Genomic DNA, 17,459 nt, shown 5'->3' on the forward strand with positions numbered 1-17,459 from the left:
CTATTCCACGACCCTGCCGCTGCCGAACACGCCCTGTTCGACGACGAAACGGCGGCAATGATCGATGAATGCCTGCACCGTCTGGGTGCGGTGCTCGGCGTTGGGCAAGGCAACCCCCATGGTCAAAGGCCGCAAATCCCCCGCCAGAGGCACGAAGACCAGCGGCTTGCCGTCTGGCGCCAGCGTGTTCAGCGGCCGCATGTTGGCGATGCCGTAGCCGAAGCCGTTGGCAACCATCGACCGCATCACCGCAATATCGCCGGTGCGCTCGGCAATGTTCGGCCTGATACCCCGCATCTGGAAGGCCGAGAGGAAATATTCGCGGCTGTATGGCAGGTCGAGCAGCACCATCGGCTCGTCGGCCAGTTCTTCCGTCGTGATCGAAGCCTTGCCGGCAAAGCGGTGCCCCTGCGGCAGCATGATATAGGCCGGCACCAGCATCAGCGGTTCGAACGTCGTGTCCTGCGACAGCTCAAGATCGTAGGTCAGTGCTGCGTCGATTTCGCCTCGCTGCAACATTTCGAGCAACTGACCCTGGTTGCGCTCGAACTGCCGGAACCGCACCTCGGGATAGGCGCGCTCGAACTTCGCGCGCAGCGTCGGCATGACGATCTGCGCGAAGGTCAGCAGGCATCCCACCGCCAGCGGGCCGCGCACCTTCTCGGCGATGTCGCCGGCGATATCGTGCAAAGCGTCGGCGTCGGCCAGCAGCCTGGCGGCCTCTTTCAGGAAAACGCGCCCGCCGGCGGTGAGCGACAGGCCATGCGAATGCTTGCGCACAAAAAGCTGGACGCCGAATTCGGCTTCGAGCTGCGCGATGGACGCCGAAATCGAAGGCGGCGAGACATTGACCTGCTCGGCCGCCTTGGTAATGGAGCCGGCTTCTCCGACGGCGACGAAATATTCCAGTTGTCTCAGGGTGAAGCGTAGCGGCATGGACAGCTATGTTGCCGGTTTGAGCGCTGCGATCAAGTGATCGCTTTGCCTCAGTATTTGATCCATGTCGTTTTCAGCGCGGTGTACTTGTCCAGCGCATGCAGCGACAGGTCGCGGCCGAAGCCGGATTGCTTGATACCGCCGAACGGCGTCATCGGGCTCAACGCATCGACCGTGTTGACGGAAACCGTGCCGGCGCGGAGCCGGCCGGCGACGCGGTGCGCGCGCGAAAGACTGTCGGTCCACAGTGATGCGGCCAGCCCGTACGGGCTGTCATTGGCGATGCGGACAGCCTTCTCTTCGTCGTCGAAGGCAATGACCGAAAGCACCGGCCCAAATATCTCGTCGCGGGCAATCGGGTCGTCATGGGCAACATTGTCGAATATGGTGGGCTGTATGAAACTGCCGCGACCGTTGACCGTGACCCGGTCGCCGCCGGTGACCAGGCGCGCGGTCTTCTTGGCGGCCTCGACGAAGCGCATGACGTTGGCGGCGTGGCGGGCATCGACCATGGCGCCCATTTTCGAGGCCGGGTCGAGCGGATCGCCAGGCTGGGTGGCCGCCGCGCGCTCAGCCAGTTTGTCCACGAAGGCATCCTTGATGGAGCGTTCAACGAGCAGGCGCGAATTGGCTGAACAGACCTCGCCCTGGTTGAAGAAGATGCCTGATGCCGCCATGTCGGCCGCCGCATCGAGATCGCCGCAATCGGCGAAGACGAGGTTCGGGCTCTTGCCGCCTGTTTCGAGCCAGACCTGCTTCATGTTCGACTGGCCCGAATACTGCAGGAACATCTTGCCGACCGAGGTCGATCCGGTGAAGGCAAGGCAATCCACATCCATGTGGCGGCCAAGCGCCTGCCCGGCCGTCTCGCCAAGGCCGGGCACGACATTGAGCACACCTGCGGGGAGGCCCGCCTCCACGGCGAGTTCGGCCAGCCTGAGCGCCGAGAAAGGCGACTGCTCGGCGGGCTTCAGCACCACCGAATTGCCCGCCGCCAGCGCCGGCGCGCACTTCCAGGTCGCCATGTCGAGCGGGAAATTCCACGGCACCACGGCACCGACCACGCCGAGCGGCTCGCGCCGCACAAGCACCAGATCGCTGCCGCCGGTCGGCGCGATCTCGCCGTAGATCTTGTCGATGGCCTCGCCATACCACTGGAAGATCGCCGCCGAACCCGGGACATCGACAGTCGCCGCATCCGTGACGAGTTTGCCCATGTCGAGCGACTCCAGCAGCGCAAGCTCCTGCAGGTTTTCGCGCAGCAGCCGCGCCAGCCGCAGCAGTACCTCCTTGCGATGCGCCGGGCTCGTCCGGGACCAGACACCGGCCTCGAAACTGCGGCGCGCCGCGGCAACGGCCAGATCGATATCCTCCTCGCCGCAGGACGCCACCTCGGCCAGCGTTTCGCCGGTGGCCGGATTGATGCTGGCGAAGGTACGGCCCGAACGCGCGGCAACCCACTTGCCGTCGATGAACGCCTTGTCGCGAAAGCGGATCGCGGATGCCTTGCCGATCCAGTCCTTGTGACTGAGTTCGCTCATGCGGATGCCCCCCGTGTGTGCCGGCTACTCGTGTACTGGCTACTCGTCGCCCGGGACGCCGTAGCTCGGCGCGTCGGACGGATTGATCGCGCGGGTCACATAGGCATCGAGTTGCGGCTTGTAGCGGTCCCACAGGGCCGCCAGTTCCTCGATCGGGCAGGCCTCGGTCCAGTCGCAGCGCAGGTCGGCGACGGGCCATCCGACCTCGCGCACCAGCTTCATTCCAGTGGAGTGGACCGGACCCGCCTCGCCACCCGCTTTCAGCGCGGCGCGCATGGTCGCGATCAGGCGGTCGCCGAGATGGCCTTCCGAGGCCAGAAACGCCTCGACCATGGCTTGCGGCACGCCATCATGGGCCAGCATGTTGCCGCCGCAGGCGACATTGTCCGCGCGCGCTTCCGCCCAGATGCCGAGCGCCCTGGGCCCGGAATGGGTCGCTGTGGTCCCGGCGGCATCGACCGCCAGTACCTGCCGGTAGTCGCTGTAGGCGCCGGTGCGCTTCAGGATGGCGACGGCCTCGGCGGCCGAGGCGCCGCGCGCCAGCAGTTCGAGCCCCCTCGTGCCGAGCGTCGGATCGGTGACGTTCTGGCTGGCGACCGCGCCGACGCCCGCCTGCGCATAGGCGCAGCGCGCCGCCACCGCCGGAGAGGAGGACGACACCGCGACGCCGAACATGCCGGTGCGGCCGCACCGCGCGACGATGGAGAAGGTCATTGCATCAATCCGGGATTACGGCGGTGCCGTCGATCTCGACCAGCCAGTCCGGCCGCGCCAGGGCCTGCACGACAAGGCCGGTCGAAACGGGATACACGCCTTTGATGTACTCGCCCATGGTGCGGTAGACCGCCTCGCGATGACGCACGTCGGTGATGTAGACCACCACCTTGACGAGATGCTCCATAGTGCCGCCGCACTCCTCGATGAGCTGCCTGATGTTCTGCATCACCTTGTGCGTCTGCTCGGCCGGATCGTGGCTGTCGATATTCTTGGCGGTGTCGAGATCCTGCGGACATTGGCCACGTAGATAGATCGTCCGGCCGCCCCGCGTGACGACCGCCTGGCACAGGTCATTGTCGAGCTTCTGCTCGGGATAGGTGTCCTTGGTGTTGAACTTGCGGATTCTCGTATGCGCCATCCTGGTCTCCATAAGGTCGGTCTCGCAGCTGTTGTCAGCGTCGGTCAGGCGTCCACTGTCTCGCGCCGTGCTGCAGCGTGATAGGCCAGATATTTGCGCTGCGTCGAAATACGGTCCGCGATATGCTTGGCATCATGCCAGACACCCCAGATGAAACTCGACCCTCTTCGCGACTGCCAAGGCAGGCCGAGAAAATAGATCCCAGGCTCGTCCGAGACGCCGCGCTGATGCCTTGGCCGACCCTTCTCGTCAAAGGCACCGACCTTCAACCAGCTGTAATCGACGGCAAAGCCTGTCGCCCAGATGATCGCCGCTATCCCGGCTTCGGCCAGATCGAGCTCGCGAAGCGGGTTGGTCAGGCAGTCGGGATCCGGGTCGATCCGACGGGCCGCGGGCTCCTCCGGAAGGTCGAGACCGTTGCGCGCGACATAAGCATCGGCCTCGTCCAGCAGCGACATCAGGTTGGCGTCACCGCGGGCAATGTTCTTCGCCAGATCGGGCGCGAAGGTCAGCACGCCATCCTGATATGTCTTGGTCATGCCGACCAGGGTAAGCCCCTGCGCGGCCAGCCGACGGAAATCAATCGTTTCGCCGCCGCGCGCACCGCTCACCGCAATCGTGACATGTTCCGTGCCGGGTCCTGGAGTCTCAAGGTCCCATTTGCCGAGAACGCCAAGCCACCAGCAGAAATCGCGCCCGCGATAGGCGCGCGGCGGGCGGTCGTGCGCGCCGACCGAGAGGTAGACGCGCCGCCCCGAGCGCTGAAGCTCATCGGCGATCTGCACACCTGACGATCCCGCCCCCACCACCAGCACCGCGCCCTTTGGCAACTGTCCGGGGTTGCGGTACGCGCTGGAATGAATCTGCGGAATGCCGGCATCGCCGGGGACAAGAGCGGGGATGACGGGGACCTGGAAAGGTCCGGTCGCCGCGACGATGCTGTTGGCCTCGATCACCCCATCCGACGTCTCGACACGGAACCCGGGCCGCCCGACATTTCTCTGCGCGAGCTTGACCTCGACGCCGCAGCGGATCGGCGCATTGATCTGCCTTGCATAGGCGGCGAAATAGTCCGCAACCTCCTCCTTGGAGGGAAAGCCATCGGGACCCGTCACGGGAAATTCCATGCCCGGGAAACGGTCATGCCAGGCCGGGCCATTGGCAACGAGCGAGTCCCATCGCTGCGAACGCCAGCGCTCGGCGACCCGGCCACGCTCGAGAACGAGATGCGGCACGCCGCATTTGCTCAGATGCTCAGACATAGCCACTCCCGCCTGGCCACCGCCGACGACAAGCGTGTCTATTTTTTCCACCGACATTTCTGCGTCCTTTCCCCCCAAGAGTTTCTGCGGATGCGAGGAGGTCAGACCGATGGTGTAATGGAGGGACTGACTAGCGAAAATTACGATTTCACGTGGCAGTGGTTAGCTTGTCCCTAAATGCCGGAAGACGGGCCAGCGCGAAGCTACGACAGCATCGCCCTGGCTGCTTTTTCGCCGATCATCATGGACGGCGCATTGGTGTTGCCGCCAATCAGCGTCGGCATGGTCGAGGCGTCCGCCACACGCAAATTGTCGAAGCCGCGCACCTTGAGACCGGCAGTATCGACCACCGCCATGGCGTCGGTGCCCATCTTGGCCGTGCCGACCGGGTGATAGACGGTGAGCGCCTCGGCTCGCAAATAGGCGAGGATCTCGTCGTCGGTGACAACATCGGGTCCAGGCAGGATTTCCGGTCCGCGAATATCGGCAAAGACCGGCGAAGCCAGGATCGAGCGCGCCAGCTTGATGCCTTCGACAAGGGTCAGTGCATCCTGCTCGTTACTGAAGAAGCGGTGATCGATGAGCACGTTGCGGCGGGTGCCATCGCGCTCGAGCGTGATTTCGCCGACGCTTCCGGGTCTCAGCACGCAGGTGTGCACGGCATAGCCATGGCCATATTCGACAAGCCGGCCGCGATGGCTGCGGTAGCCCGGGACAAAGTGGAATTGGACATCGGGAATATCGCCCGCATATTTCGTCTTGGCGAAGCCGCCGGCCTCGACGTAGTTGGTCGTCAACATGCCCTTGCGCCGGACGAAATACTGAAAGGGGGCCGCCAGCATCGCCGGCAGATTGGCGAGCGACAGGCCGAGCGTCCTGGTGCTGTTCGATCGCATCGTGATCATGCCGTCGACATGGTCGCGCAAATTCTTGCCGACGCCCGGCACGTGCATCACTGGTTCCACCCCCGCCGTCTTCAGTTCGTCGGCCGGGCCGATGCCGGAAGCAAGCAGGATACGCGGCGATCCGATCGCGCCGGCACTCAGCACGATTTCGGCGCGGCATGTCAGCTTTTGGGCTGATCCGTCCTTGATCACATTGACGCCGGTGACGCGCCCGCTTTCAACCGCCAGGTCGAGCACCTCGACGCCTGACAGAACATGGAGGTTCGGGCGGCCGAGAACCGGCCGGACGAAGGCGGTGTAGGCCGAGAAGCGTTCCCCCTTGTTCTGGGTGACATTGTAGATGCCGAGGCCGAGTTGGCCATCGCCGTTGAAGTCGCGGTTTTCGGGCAGGCCCACGCTCCGGCCCGCCTCTACCCACAGGCTCGATACGGCGTTGGGATCACGTGGATTGTCGACCAGCAGTTCGCCCTCGAAGCCGTGATAGGCCGGGTTTTGCGACAGGAGATTCCGCTCCAGTTTCTTGAACACCGGCAGCACGTCGGCATAGGACCACCCCGCGCAGCCGAGTGCCGCCCACTCATCGTAGTCATGTGCCGCGCCGCGGATATAGACCATGGAATTGATCGAACTCGACCCGCCAAGGAGCTTGCCGCGGTTGACCGGTATGCGGCGGTTGTTGAGCAGCGGCTGCGGCACGCCCTTGTAGCCGTAATCGAAGTTCGGATTGCCGTAGAGCGCGAGAATGCCGGCCGGCACACGCACCCTTGTGCGGTCGTCGCTGCCGCCGGCCTCGATCAGGCAGACACGGTTGGCGGGATTGGCGCTCAGCCTGTTGGCCAGCACACAACCGGCCGAACCCGCTCCAATGACGATATAGTCGAATTCCGTGGCCGCGATGCTCATGCCGGTCTTTGTTTCATGCATGTCGTCGTCCCAAAACCGAGGTCACTTTCGGGCGACATGCATTAGTGCTCTTCGTCTTCGTCGTTCTTCAAGAGTTCGAGGATTTCCCGCTTCATGGCGATGAAGCTCGGCTCCATGACCAGTTCCATGCTGCGCGGACGCGGGAGGCCGACGCGGATTTCCTTCTTGATCTGGCCCGGCCGGCCGGACATGACGAGCACCCGGTCCGCCAGCAGGATCGCCTCGTCGATGTCATGGGTGACGAACAGGACCGTTTTCTTGGAATGGTCCCAGATCCGCAGCAAAAGCTTCTGCATGGAGTGGCGGGTCTGGCTATCGAGCGCGCCGAAGGGTTCATCCATCAGCAGCACCTGCGGATCGTTGGCGAGAGCGCGTGCAATCGCCACGCGCTGCTTCATGCCGCCCGACAGCTGCGAGGGATAATGGTTGGCGAATTTCGCCAGGCCGACCTCATGGAGAAAATGCTCGACGATGGCCCTGCGCTCGGCCGCCGACATGCCCTTGCGCTTGGGGCCATATTCGACGTTCTGCGCCACCGTCAGCCAGGGGAACAGCGTATAGGCCTGAAACACCATGCCGCGATCCGGGCCCGGCTCGGTGACCGGCTTGCCGCCGACCGAGATCATGCCGGCGGTGCGCTCCTCGAGGCCAGCGATGAGATAGAGCAGGCTCGATTTGCCGCAACCGGACGGACCGACGATCACGCAGAACTCATTGGGCACGACATGGAACGAGATGCCGTCCAGCGCCAGCACCGCATTGTCGCCCTTGCCGTAGCGCAGGACCACATTGTCGATGGCGATGTCGGAACTCTTCGGTTTAGTCGCGAGTGTCAGGGCGTCCATGTCGGCGAATTCCTCAGTTGGCCCAGGGAGCGACGAGGCGGCGGATGCCCCGGAACAATTGGTCGGTGCAAAGACCAAGGATGCCGATCATGGCGATGGCCATGAAGATGACGTCGACCTGGAAACCGCGCATTGCCTTCAGCGAGATGTAGCCAAGCCCGCTGCGCGCGGCGACGAGTTCGGCAACGACGAGATAGGTCCAGGCCCAGCCCATGGTGACGCGCAGCACGTCGAGCACGTTGGGAAGCGTGGCCGGAAAGACGATGTGGAAGACCGTGTCGCCGCGTTTCGTGCCGAGCGTATAGGCTGCGTTGACGAGGTCGCGCTGAACGCTGCGGGCGCTGTCGGCGATCATCACCAACTGCTGGAAGAAGATACCGAAGATGATGACGGCCACGCGCTGCTCGATGCCGATGCCGATCCACAGGATGAACAGCGGCACGAAGGAGGTTACCGGCAGATAGCGGATGAAATTGACGAGCGGGTCGAGCGCGGCCTGGACGATGCGGTAGGTGCCCATCGTCAATCCGAGCGGCACCGCCACGATGCTCGAAATGACGAAGCCGATCAGCACCACCTGGACGCTGGCCAGCACGTGCTCCCACAAGGACCCGTCAAGCGCCATATTGATGGTGGTGAACAAGACGGATTCCGGGCGCGGCAGGAACATTTCCTTGACCGCTCCGGAATAGGTCAGAGCAAACCAGCCGCCGATGACCGCGCCCCAGACCAGGACGCTGAGCGCGATGGAGAGAGGGCGCGACACCGCCCGAAAAGGCGTGGTGACAGCTTTCCAGGCGGATCGACCGGGCTGATTTTTATCCACGCTCGTGGTCACAATATGGCTGATGGAAGACGTTGCATTCGGTGCCAATGTCACAGGGAAACCCTTTGGGCTGGATGGACCGCAGACGCCAGGCTCGGCCCGCGGTCCAGCGAGCTCACTTTACAAGGATAGGTTACTTCGCAAGAAAGGACGTATCGACGAGGTCGTCGTATTTGATGTCCATCTTGAGCTTGCCGAAGCCGCCCCAGATATCGCCACCAAGCTTGATCAGCTTGCCGGCTTCACCGCCCTCGCCACCGGCGAAAAACTGGGCATTGCGGTCCTTGCCGTAGAAGTTCACACCCGCGGCGGAGGAGGCGAAGTCCTTCGGATCCTTCAGCCAGCCGCCGACACCCTTGGCCATCACTTCATAGGCCTTCGCAGGATCTTGCTTGATCAACTCGTTGGCCTTGTAGAGCCCCTTCACCAGCGCCTCGACATCTTTGGGGTTCTTGGTGATGTAGTCGCAATTCAGCGCCACCACATCGACGATCAGGCCGGGCGTCTTCGAGGAATCGATCAGGACCTGTCCCTTGTTTTCCTTCTTGGCCAGCGTCAGGTGCGGCTCCCAAGTGACGGCAACAGGAATGCGGTCGGCCATGAAGGCGGCAGCGGCATCATCCGCCGTCATGTTGGTGATCTTCACGTCGGCCTGGGTGAGACCGGCCTGCTTGAGCAGGATGTTGAACCAGAACTGGGACACCGAGCCTTCGTTCAGCCCGACTTCCATGCCTTTGAGATCGGCAACGCTCTTGACCTCGGTGGGCGCCAGGACGCCGTCGCCGCCATGGCTGTCGTCCAGGGCATAGACCGATTTGAAGCAGACGTCCTTGGAACGGTACTTCATGATTTCGTCTATGGTCGAGGCGCTGCCGTCGAGCTCGCCGGCGGCGACGGCCGCCATGTACATCGATGCTTCCTCGATAATTTCGAGCGAAACATCGAGGCCACCTTCCTTGAAGTAGCCCATGTCACGCGCAAGGAAGAGCGGGCCGTATCCGACCCAGGTCGTCATGCCCAGCTTCAAGCTGCCGGCTTCGGCGTGGAGGCTCACCGAAAGCGTGCTAAGGGCGATGCCGGCCCCAAGCGCGGCGCGGCGAAACTTCGAGAGTATTGTCGTCATCACGTTCCCCTGTCTTTTTCTGAGGTCAGGCGCTGTCCGCGCCAAAACAACCCGCTTCGGACGCATCGCCGAAGGCTGCCGCCTGACGTTTTTTTGTTCTCTTTCAACCGGCGGACGGAGCAAAGCACGCTGTGTGCGATGCACAAATAATGATTTTCGATAATTCTGCTTAGGCTGGGCCTAACCAGGCCGGCGCTGGCCGCGCCAGCGCCTCTGCCGCGAGTACACCACGAATAGGGACCCGTGGGACGGGGCCTGAGAGCGGCCGGCGGATAACGAGCGAAGGGCACGCAGCGGCGATTGCGTCATGCACCGGGAAACCGAAGCAAACCGACGTCACCATTCACCTGAAGCTACTCGAAGGAATAGGTGAAACCTTCCTTGGAGGCGCCGACGGTGACCTTTGTCATCTTCTCGCCCCCGAGCGAGCGGTTGAGCACGCCGCGGCTCAGTTCCGGCAGCAGCGTGTTGGTCAGGATGGCATCGATCATCCGGCCGCCGGATTCGATCTCGGTGCAGCGGGCCTTGACCAGATCCATGACACCATCGCCGATCACCAGTTCCGCATCATTGGTTGCCCGCAGCCGGCGCGCGATCTTGGCAAACTGGTGACGGGTGATGGCTTCGATCATCGAATCCGACAGCGGATAGTAGGGAATGGTTACCACCCGACCAAGAAAGGCGGCAGGGAAGACTTTCAGCAGCGGGCCGCGCAAGGCGGTATCGAGATCGTCGAGCCCGGCCCGCAGCGTTCCATTCTTGGTTCGGTCCATGATGACCTCCGAGCCGACATTCGAGGTGAGCAGGATCAGCGTGTTCTTGAAATCGATGCGGCGGCCTTCGCTGTCGTCCATCATGCCCTTGTCGAAGACCTGGAAGAAGATTTCGTGCACGTCGGGATGCGCCTTCTCGACCTCGTCGAGCAGGATCACCGAATAGGGTTTTCTGCGCACCGCTTCGGTCAGGATGCCGCCCTTGCCGTAGCCGACATAACCGGGCGGCGCGCCTTTGAGCGTCGAGACGGTGTGCGCCTCCTGGAACTCGGACATGTTGATCGAGATCAGGTTCTGCTCGCCACCGTAAAGCGTTTCTGCCAAGGCCAATGCGGTTTCGGTCTTGCCGACGCCCGAGGGCCCGCAGAGCAGGAACACACCGACCGGTTTTTCCGGTGCGCCGAGCCCGGCGCGGCTGGTCTGCACGCGTTTGGCGATCATCTCCATGGCGTGGTCCTGGCCGACGACCCGCTCCGAAAGCGTGGTGGCGAGCTTGAGCGCCTTTTCGGTCTGGCTGGACAGCATCCGTCCGGTCGGGATGCCGGTCCAGTCCTGGACCACGGCCGCCACCGCATTGCGGTCGACTGACGGCAGGATCAGCGGTGTCTCGCCCTGCGCCTCGGCCAGTTCGGCCATCAGCTCGCGCAGCCGGGCGAGATCGGCGGCGGGATCGGGTGGATCGGCAGCGGCCGGTGTCTCCAATTCGGTCTTGGCGGCCTTGGCTTTGGCCGCCTTGGTCTTCGTCGTTTCAGCCTTGGGCGGCTCAGTTTGGGGCACCTTGGTCTTTTCTGCGTCCGCGGCTGCCGTTTCGGTATCGGCCTCAGCCGTCTCCACCGCATCGAGCGGCACGCCCTCGCCGCGCAGCCTGGCGCGCAATTCGAGTATTTCGGCAACCAGCGCCTTTTCGCGCTCCCAGCGCCCCTCAGCGGCGGCCAGCGTGGTCTCTGTTTCGGCGAGCCCGGCGTCAACCCGCGCCTGCCGGTCGGTCACCTCGATGCCGATAGCAGCCTCGCGACCGATGATGCCGCGCTCGACCTCCAGCGCCTGGCGGCGGCGCATGATGTCCTCGACCTCGGCCGGCGTGGCGTGCTGCGATATGGCGACACGGGCGCAGGCGGTGTCGAGAAGGCTCACCGCCTTGTCGGGCAGTTGCCGTGCCGGGATATAGCGATGCGACAGGCCGACCGCCGCCTCGATCGCCTCATCGAGTATCTGCACCTTGTGGTGCTGCTCCAGAACGCCGGCCACACCGCGCAACATGAGAACGGCCACCGCCTCAGACGGCTCGTCGATCTTGACCACCTGGAAACGGCGGGTCAGCGCCGGGTCCTTCTCGATGTGCTGCTTGTATTCGGCCCAGGTCGTTGCCGCGATGGTGCGAAGTTCGCCGCGCGCCAGCGCCGGTTTCAGGAGATTGGCGGCATCGCCCGTCCCGGCAGCGCCGCCGGCGCCGATCAAGGTGTGGGCTTCGTCGATGAACAGGATAACCGGCGTTTCGGACGATTGAACCTCGTCGATGACGGCCTTCAGCCGTTTTTCGAATTCGCCCTTCACACTGGCGCCGGCCTGCATCAAGCCGACGTCGAGCATGCGCACGCTGACATTCTGCAGGGTGGGCGGCACGTCGCCCTGGGCGATACGCAAGGCAAAGCCCTCGACGACCGCGGTCTTGCCGACCCCGGCCTCGCCGGTCAGGATCGGGTTGTTCTGCCGGCGCCGCATCAGGATATCAACGATCTGCCGGATCTCCGGATCGCGGCCGACGACCGGATCGATCTTGCCGTCGCGGGCGCGCTGGGTCAGGTCGGTGGCGTATTTCGCCAGCGCCGAATCCCCGCCCGGAGCCCGCTTCGGCGCCTCCGGGGCGGAGACCGTGGTCGAAGCGCCGACTTCGAGTGAGCCCTCCACGACATCGGCGAACCGCGCGATGACCGCGTCGGCGTCGATCTTGTCGAACTCGCCGCTGATCTTCGACAGCAGGCCCTCAAGCACCGGCGTCTTCAGGCAGGCAAGCAGAATATGCCCGCTGCGGACTTCCTCGACGCCGAACTCAAGCGTCGCAAGGTTCCAGGCCTCCTGAATGGCATGGAAGATATGGTCGGAGAATTCCTCGATCGAGGTGGCGCCATAAGGCAGCTTGTCGACGGCGCGGGTCATATCGGCCGTGATCCGGCTCGCATCGACGCCCGCATCGGCGATGATCATTTGCACATCCGAGCGGTCGGACAGCACCAGTTGCTCGATGAAATGGACGAGTTCGACGTAGGGATTGCCGCGCAGTTTGGCGGTGTCGGCAGCTGCCTTGAAGGCGCGGACACCGACAGGATTGAGCTTGCCGACCAGTTCCTTGCGCTTGAAAGTCTGCGATGATCGGCGCTGTTCCATCGAACGTGCTCCTGCAGTCTGCCAGCCGATAAACTGCCACATAAGCCGTCACTTGACAAAGCGCTGTCGCGACGCTCGGTTTAGTCGGCTCGTTTCCATTTGTGGAAAGTCCCGCACCGCTGACTGTAAACAGCCACTGACTCGGGCGCCACACCGCAATGCGGTTCGCCTGCAGCTTCGGCAACCACACCAAGGATTCCAGCACTCTGCAGCGATTGCGTTTAGCCTCTGTTAATTTTTGAGGCGTCCTTGAATTGTGGTAAAGTACAACCGTGTGTTAACGTCGCGTCACTTACGGTTTGAGGTCGGTCGCTGGGGGTTTGAGTGATTGATGCCGCGCTCTGGCTTAGCCCGCTCGACGGTGGAAACCCGTCAGGGGAGGATTTGCGCAACGACCCAGCTTTTCACGAGCTGGAGCGCCTGACCGAGCCCGAGGTCAAGGTCGTCCACGACGGCAACAACAAGCCCACTTCGCAAAGCACCATTCCGGTCGACTGGTCCGCGGTGCTGGCAAAGGCGGCGGACTTGCGCGCGCATGGCCGGGACCTGCGCCTGCTCGTTATCGTCACGCGCGCATTGGCCAATGAAGACGGACTGGCCGGGCTGGCGCAGGGTTTGACGCTCATTGCACAGACCTTCGATCAGCATTGGGAAACCATGCATCCGGCATTGCGGCCCAACGCTGCGCCACGCGATGCCGCCTTGCGCCGTATCAACGCGCTACTCGACCTGCAGAATGGCCAGGACGGGTTGTTGGCGAACCTGCGGCAGATGATTTTCTTTACGCCACGCTCGATCGGACCGATCAGCGGACGCGACCTGGAACAAGGCGCGCTCGACGACCGTGTCATGCTCCAGGAAGCCGCCTCGGGATTGAACACGGCGGAAAAGGCCGCACTGGTCAGCGCGCATGGGCAACTCTTGAACCGGGTGAGAGCCGGATGTGCGGCACAGATCGATCAGGCCGGTGCGGAGATGGTCTCGCTGGTCGCCGACGCCCGGGCAGCGATCGCAGCCCTTGACGCGGTCGAAACGGCGCTGAACGCCCGCCTCGAAGGCGGCGGTGCTCCCGCTCCGGACTTAAAGCGGTTTCTGCAGCGTTTGCTGACGACCCTCGAACGGAACGCGGCAGCCGGTGCGGTTGCGAATGGCGCGGCCAAACCGCCCAATCCGGCAGAACCGGCAACGCCTGCTCGAAACGGTCATGGAGCCGAGACTATGGCAAGTGCGGCAAGCTACACGGAGATCAGCACGGGGCTTCCCGACCGGATCTCCTCGCGCGACGACGTGGTCAAATGCCTCGACCTGGTCGTCGCCTTTTATGATCGCACCGAACCGTCGAGCCCGATACCGCATCTGGCGCGGCGCGTGCGCCGCATGGTGCACATGGATTTCGTTGAACTGATGGAAGATCTCGCCCCGTCTGGGCTGAAGGAATTCCGGCTCCTTGCCGGCGTTCCCGATGTCAAGAAGACGGCTCAGAAGGATGAAAGGTAACAGCACATGCCAGCCGAAAGCAAAGCGAAGGTCATCGAACGAAATCGCGCGCCGCGGGTGCAAATCGCCTACGACGTGGAAACCTACGGTAGCCCGACGACGATCGAATTGCCGTTTGTGATGGCCGTGATGGCCGACCTTTCCGGCGCTTCGCAGACCAAGGAAGCCTCAAAATCGGTGCTGGACCGATCCTTCGTCGAGACCGACGCCAACCGCTTCCCCAAATTCATGGAGGCGCTCGGGCCGCGCGTCAAAGCCCGGGTGAAGAACACGCTGCCGCAGGCCGAAGGCCAGGAGCGTGACGAGGAACTGGCGCTCGATCTCACCTTCACCAAGATGGGTGATTTCGCTCCCGACAAGATTGCCGCGCAGGTGCCGCAGCTGGCCGAGATCCTCAAGATGCGCCGCCAGCTCGAGGAACTGCTTGGCTTCATGGACGGCCGCGTCGACGCCGAAAAACGCATCGCGCAGCTGCTGAACAACGAGCCGCTGCTTGGCAAGATCGCCAGCCAGGCGCTCGCCGACGACGACAAGGCAGGGGAGTAAACCATGGCCGAACAGCAAAAGACCGCCGCCGTCGCAGCCGAGGCCGAAGCCATAAACCTCGACGAATTCAGCGGGCTCCTCGAGAAGGATTTCAAGGTCAAGAAGGACGACAGCGAGAAGTTGCAGCAACTCGTGCGCAATCTCGCGCTCGCGGCGCAATCGCGTTCCGACACCACGACCATTTCGTCCAATGCGATCAAGTCGATCAAGTCGCTGATCGCGGGTATCGACAAGATGCTGACGACGCAGGTCAACGAGATCCTGCACGCACCGGAAGTGCGCGAGATGGAAGGCACGTGGCGCGGCCTCTGGTATCTCGTCAACAACACCGAGACGGATCAGAAGCTGAAGATCCGTGTGATGAACATCTCCAAGGAGCAGCTGGGCGACACGCTCGAAGACTATGAAGGCCAGATGTGGGACCAGAGCCCGATCTTCAAGAAAGTCTATACGGACGAGTATTCGATGCTGGGTGGCGAGCCGATCGGCTGCGTGATCGGCGCCTATGAATTCTCCAATCACCCGCGCGACGTCGGCCTGCTGCGCAATATCTCCGGCATCTGCGCCTCGGCGCACACGCCGTTTATCGCAGCCGCCTCGCCGCGCCTGTTCCGCATGGACAGCTGGCAGGAATTGCCGAACCCGCAAGACCTGCAGCAGATCGTCTCCAACCCGGCCTATGCCTCGTGGCAGTCGCTGCGCGAGAGCGAGGATGCTCGCTATATCGGTCTGACCATGCCTCGTGTCCTGGCGCGGTTGCCCTATGGTACCGACACGGTTCCGGTGAAGGGCTTTACCTTCGAGGAAGAGGTGCTGGGCGATCACAACAAATATGTCTGGATGAACGCCGCCTTCCCGATGGGCGTCAACATCAACCGCAGCCACAAGCTGTTCGGATGGGGCACGCAAATCCGAGGCGTCGAGAATGGCGGCACCGTGCTCAATCTGCCGGTGCACAGCTTCCCGACCGACGATGGCTCGATCGCAATGAAATGCCCGACCGAAGTCGCCATCGACGACCGGCGCGAGGCCGAACTGGCCAAGCTCGGCCTGATGCCGATCCTGCACCGGAAAAACACCGACCTGGCGGCCTTCATCGGCGCCCACTCACTGCAGGATGACGAGACGCGCGCCGGCCGGCTGGTCGACCCCGACGCCCAGTCGAACGAGCGGCTGAGCGCCAACCTGCCCTATCTTTTCCCGGTCTCGCGCTTTGCGCACTACCTCAAGGCCATTGCGCGCGACAAGGTCGGCTCGTTCAAGGAGCGCTCCGACATGCAGATCTGGCTGACCGAGTGGATCAACCGCTACGTGCTGGCCAACCCGGCCTTTGCCGACGACAAGGCGCGCGCCAAGCGCCCGCTTGCGGCAGCCGAAGTCCAGGTGGACAGCGTGGAAGGGCGGCCGGGATACTACAACGCCCGCTTCTACCTGCGCCCGCACTACCAGCTGGAGGGCATCAATGCCTCGCTCCGACTGGTGTCGGAGCTGCCGTCCGTGAAGACTTGATTTGCAGCAACAACATCTTGGTTTTTTAAAAGCGGTGGAGAGAGAAAATGCCCACGACCATGAAGATTGATGGCTTTCTGAAGGTTCCCGATATCAAGGGCCCCAGCACCCGTGACGGCCACTCGGACGAGATCGAAGTCCATGGCGTCGACTACAAGATGGTTGCCCCCTATGATCCGAATTCGCTCTCACGCCGTGGCCGCGTGTCCATGGGTATGATCAAGTTCACCAAACACTACGACAAATCCTCGCCCTACCTGGCAAAGGCGTTGTTCGAGAACAAGGCCCTCAATGAGGTGGTGTTTTCGGCACGTCGGACCATCGATGGCGAAAGCAAGGATTACCTGGTCGTTACGCTGACCGACGCCTCGATCATGGAATACGACATGTCGCAAGCTGAAGATGAGGCAGACCTGATCGAGGAAGCGGTCAGCTTTGCCTACAAGAAGATCAAGTTCGTCTATGACGGCAATGATGAAGCCGAAATGGATGTCTATGTCGGCAAGTGAGGTTCGGCGGCCCGGCGCGGGCAAGCAGCAGATCGCCGGCAGCCTGCGGGCAAAAAGCGAGGCCGTCCAGCCGTCGCTATGGGATCGCCTGGTCAACGACTTGCCGGGCCTGACCTCGGAGATAGACGGGCTGCGCCACGTCCTGCTGGACGAGCTTGGCGCGGACCGTCTCGACACCCTCGTTGCCGGCAGTGCGCGGACCATCGACGCCGATGCGGAGCTGACGCCCGATCAGAAACGGCGTCTGCATCGCTTGGCCTTTCAGACCCAGCACCGCGTCGAGATCGAAAGCCGTGGTGTGGTGGTATCGGCCCGCGTGCTCAGGGAAGCGGTGCGGCGCGACATCGAGGCGCTGTTCAACACCGAGCGCTTCGAGGCCACGCCGCTGCTTTCCGATCTGGAAAATGAGCAGATGGCGGACAATCCACCGTCGCTCGCCGATTTTCCGGAGGTGCGTCGAAGCGTGGTCAACTACGGCGTGCCGTCCTTCTCGGGCCGGTCGTCCCGCGACTTCGACCGCGACGTGCTGGCGCGCGAAATCCGCTCGGTGCTCGCCACCTTCGAGCCCCGCCTCAAGGAAAGCGCGACGAAGGTTACCGTCACGCTGGGTGACAAGACCGTGGGCCTGAAGATCGAGATCGATGCCGTGCTGATCATGACGCCCACACCGGAACGCATGCGCCTGCGCACCACGATCAATCTCGACAACGGCTTGGCGCGGACCGAAATTAGGGACGCCTGAG

General features: G+C 63.1%; 15 protein-coding genes. 5 read left to right on the forward strand and 10 right to left on the reverse strand.

Features of this window, described 5'->3' with window-relative positions; genetic code table 11:
- The 10 genes from HGP13_RS29180 to tssH all read right to left on the reverse strand — a co-directional run bounded on the left by HGP13_RS29180 (window position 1) and on the right by tssH (window position 12,655).
- Entirely contained in the window at window positions 1-936 is a 936-nt protein-coding gene (locus HGP13_RS29180; RefSeq protein WP_172232217.1) for a LysR family transcriptional regulator, read from the reverse strand.
- Window positions 937-986: 50 nt separating this feature from the next.
- The gene (locus tag HGP13_RS29185; protein ID WP_172232220.1) at window positions 987-2,477 is read right to left on the reverse strand and encodes an aldehyde dehydrogenase; all 1,491 of its coding nucleotides are present in this window, start codon (window positions 2,475-2,477) and stop codon (window positions 987-989) included.
- A 39-nt stretch (window positions 2,478-2,516) separates the two neighbouring features.
- Complete coding sequence (locus HGP13_RS29190; RefSeq protein WP_172232223.1) at window positions 2,517-3,191, reverse strand: DUF1028 domain-containing protein; 675 nt, start codon at window positions 3,189-3,191, stop codon at window positions 2,517-2,519.
- A gap of 4 nt (window positions 3,192-3,195) precedes the next feature.
- Window positions 3,196-3,612 carry a RidA family protein gene (locus tag HGP13_RS29195; RefSeq protein ID WP_172232226.1) on the reverse strand — a complete coding sequence of 139 codons (417 nt, stop codon included), beginning with the start codon at window positions 3,610-3,612 and terminating at the stop codon, window positions 3,196-3,198.
- A 44-nt stretch (window positions 3,613-3,656) separates the two neighbouring features.
- Window positions 3,657-4,931 carry an NAD(P)/FAD-dependent oxidoreductase gene (locus HGP13_RS29200; protein WP_172232229.1) on the reverse strand — a complete coding sequence of 425 codons (1,275 nt, stop codon included), beginning with the start codon at window positions 4,929-4,931 and terminating at the stop codon, window positions 3,657-3,659.
- Window positions 4,932-5,077: 146 nt separating this feature from the next.
- A complete protein-coding gene (locus HGP13_RS29205) occupies window positions 5,078-6,703 on the reverse strand; it encodes a GMC family oxidoreductase N-terminal domain-containing protein (protein WP_246707148.1) in 1,626 nt (541 codons plus the stop codon).
- A gap of 41 nt (window positions 6,704-6,744) precedes the next feature.
- Window positions 6,745-7,548, reverse strand: coding sequence for an ABC transporter ATP-binding protein (locus HGP13_RS29210; protein ID WP_172232232.1), 804 nt, complete (start codon window positions 7,546-7,548; stop codon window positions 6,745-6,747).
- A gap of 13 nt (window positions 7,549-7,561) precedes the next feature.
- Complete coding sequence (locus HGP13_RS29215; RefSeq protein WP_246707149.1) at window positions 7,562-8,374, reverse strand: ABC transporter permease; 813 nt, start codon at window positions 8,372-8,374, stop codon at window positions 7,562-7,564.
- A 133-nt stretch (window positions 8,375-8,507) separates the two neighbouring features.
- Window positions 8,508-9,497 carry an ABC transporter substrate-binding protein gene (locus tag HGP13_RS29220; RefSeq protein WP_172232238.1) on the reverse strand — a complete coding sequence of 330 codons (990 nt, stop codon included), beginning with the start codon at window positions 9,495-9,497 and terminating at the stop codon, window positions 8,508-8,510.
- Window positions 9,498-9,850: 353 nt separating this feature from the next.
- Window positions 9,851-12,655: a type VI secretion system ATPase TssH gene (gene tssH / locus HGP13_RS29225; protein ID WP_172232241.1), complete on the reverse strand. Its 2,805-nt coding sequence runs from the start codon at window positions 12,653-12,655 to the stop codon at window positions 9,851-9,853.
- 324 nt (window positions 12,656-12,979) lie between these two features.
- On the opposite strand from tssH, the gene tssA reads away from it, so the two are divergent.
- From tssA to tssE, 5 genes are read left to right on the forward strand one after another with little or no spacing between them, the layout of a single operon-like run.
- Window positions 12,980-14,152 (forward strand): type VI secretion system protein TssA, encoded by a 1,173-nt coding sequence (tssA, locus tag HGP13_RS29230; protein ID WP_172232244.1) that lies wholly within the window; start codon window positions 12,980-12,982, stop codon window positions 14,150-14,152.
- Window positions 14,153-14,158: 6 nt separating this feature from the next.
- Window positions 14,159-14,698, forward strand: coding sequence for a type VI secretion system contractile sheath small subunit (gene tssB / locus HGP13_RS29235; protein ID WP_172232248.1), 540 nt, complete (start codon window positions 14,159-14,161; stop codon window positions 14,696-14,698).
- 3 nt (window positions 14,699-14,701) lie between these two features.
- Window positions 14,702-16,207 carry a type VI secretion system contractile sheath large subunit gene (tssC, locus tag HGP13_RS29240; protein WP_172232251.1) on the forward strand — a complete coding sequence of 502 codons (1,506 nt, stop codon included), beginning with the start codon at window positions 14,702-14,704 and terminating at the stop codon, window positions 16,205-16,207.
- 47 nt (window positions 16,208-16,254) lie between these two features.
- Window positions 16,255-16,716, forward strand: coding sequence for an Hcp family type VI secretion system effector (locus HGP13_RS29245; protein ID WP_246707150.1), 462 nt, complete (start codon window positions 16,255-16,257; stop codon window positions 16,714-16,716).
- Window positions 16,703-17,458 carry a type VI secretion system baseplate subunit TssE gene (gene tssE, locus HGP13_RS29250; RefSeq protein WP_172234890.1) on the forward strand — a complete coding sequence of 252 codons (756 nt, stop codon included), beginning with the start codon at window positions 16,703-16,705 and terminating at the stop codon, window positions 17,456-17,458. Before HGP13_RS29245 ends, tssE begins: the two co-directional genes overlap by 14 nt.
- Window position 17,459: the final 1 nt, after the last annotated feature.

The sequence above is a fragment of the Mesorhizobium sp. NZP2077 genome (assembly GCF_013170805.1).
Classification (GTDB): domain Bacteria; phylum Pseudomonadota; class Alphaproteobacteria; order Rhizobiales; family Rhizobiaceae; genus Mesorhizobium.

Excerpts from the sequence above, each read along its gene's own strand:
- HGP13_RS29190 (WP_172232223.1), bottom strand. The coding sequence starts at position 3,191 with ATGACCTTCTCCATCGTCGCGCGGTGCGGCCGCACCGGCATGTTCGGC.
- tssB (WP_172232248.1), top strand. The coding sequence starts at position 14,159 with ATGCCAGCCGAAAGCAAAGCGAAGGTCATCGAACGAAATCGCGCGCCG.
- tssE (WP_172234890.1), top strand. The coding sequence starts at position 16,703 with ATGTCGGCAAGTGAGGTTCGGCGGCCCGGCGCGGGCAAGCAGCAGATC.
- tssC (WP_172232251.1), top strand. The coding sequence starts at position 14,702 with ATGGCCGAACAGCAAAAGACCGCCGCCGTCGCAGCCGAGGCCGAAGCC.
- HGP13_RS29200 (WP_172232229.1), bottom strand. The coding sequence starts at position 4,931 with ATGTCGGTGGAAAAAATAGACACGCTTGTCGTCGGCGGTGGCCAGGCG.
- HGP13_RS29220 (WP_172232238.1), bottom strand. The coding sequence starts at position 9,497 with ATGACGACAATACTCTCGAAGTTTCGCCGCGCCGCGCTTGGGGCCGGC.
- HGP13_RS29245 (WP_246707150.1), top strand. The coding sequence starts at position 16,255 with ATGCCCACGACCATGAAGATTGATGGCTTTCTGAAGGTTCCCGATATC.
- HGP13_RS29195 (WP_172232226.1), bottom strand. The coding sequence starts at position 3,612 with ATGGCGCATACGAGAATCCGCAAGTTCAACACCAAGGACACCTATCCC.
- HGP13_RS29180 (WP_172232217.1), bottom strand. The coding sequence starts at position 936 with ATGCCGCTACGCTTCACCCTGAGACAACTGGAATATTTCGTCGCCGTC.
- tssH (WP_172232241.1), bottom strand. The coding sequence starts at position 12,655 with ATGGAACAGCGCCGATCATCGCAGACTTTCAAGCGCAAGGAACTGGTC.
- HGP13_RS29185 (WP_172232220.1), bottom strand. The coding sequence starts at position 2,477 with ATGAGCGAACTCAGTCACAAGGACTGGATCGGCAAGGCATCCGCGATC.
- HGP13_RS29205 (WP_246707148.1), bottom strand. The coding sequence starts at position 6,703 with ATGCATGAAACAAAGACCGGCATGAGCATCGCGGCCACGGAATTCGAC.
- HGP13_RS29210 (WP_172232232.1), bottom strand. The coding sequence starts at position 7,548 with ATGGACGCCCTGACACTCGCGACTAAACCGAAGAGTTCCGACATCGCC.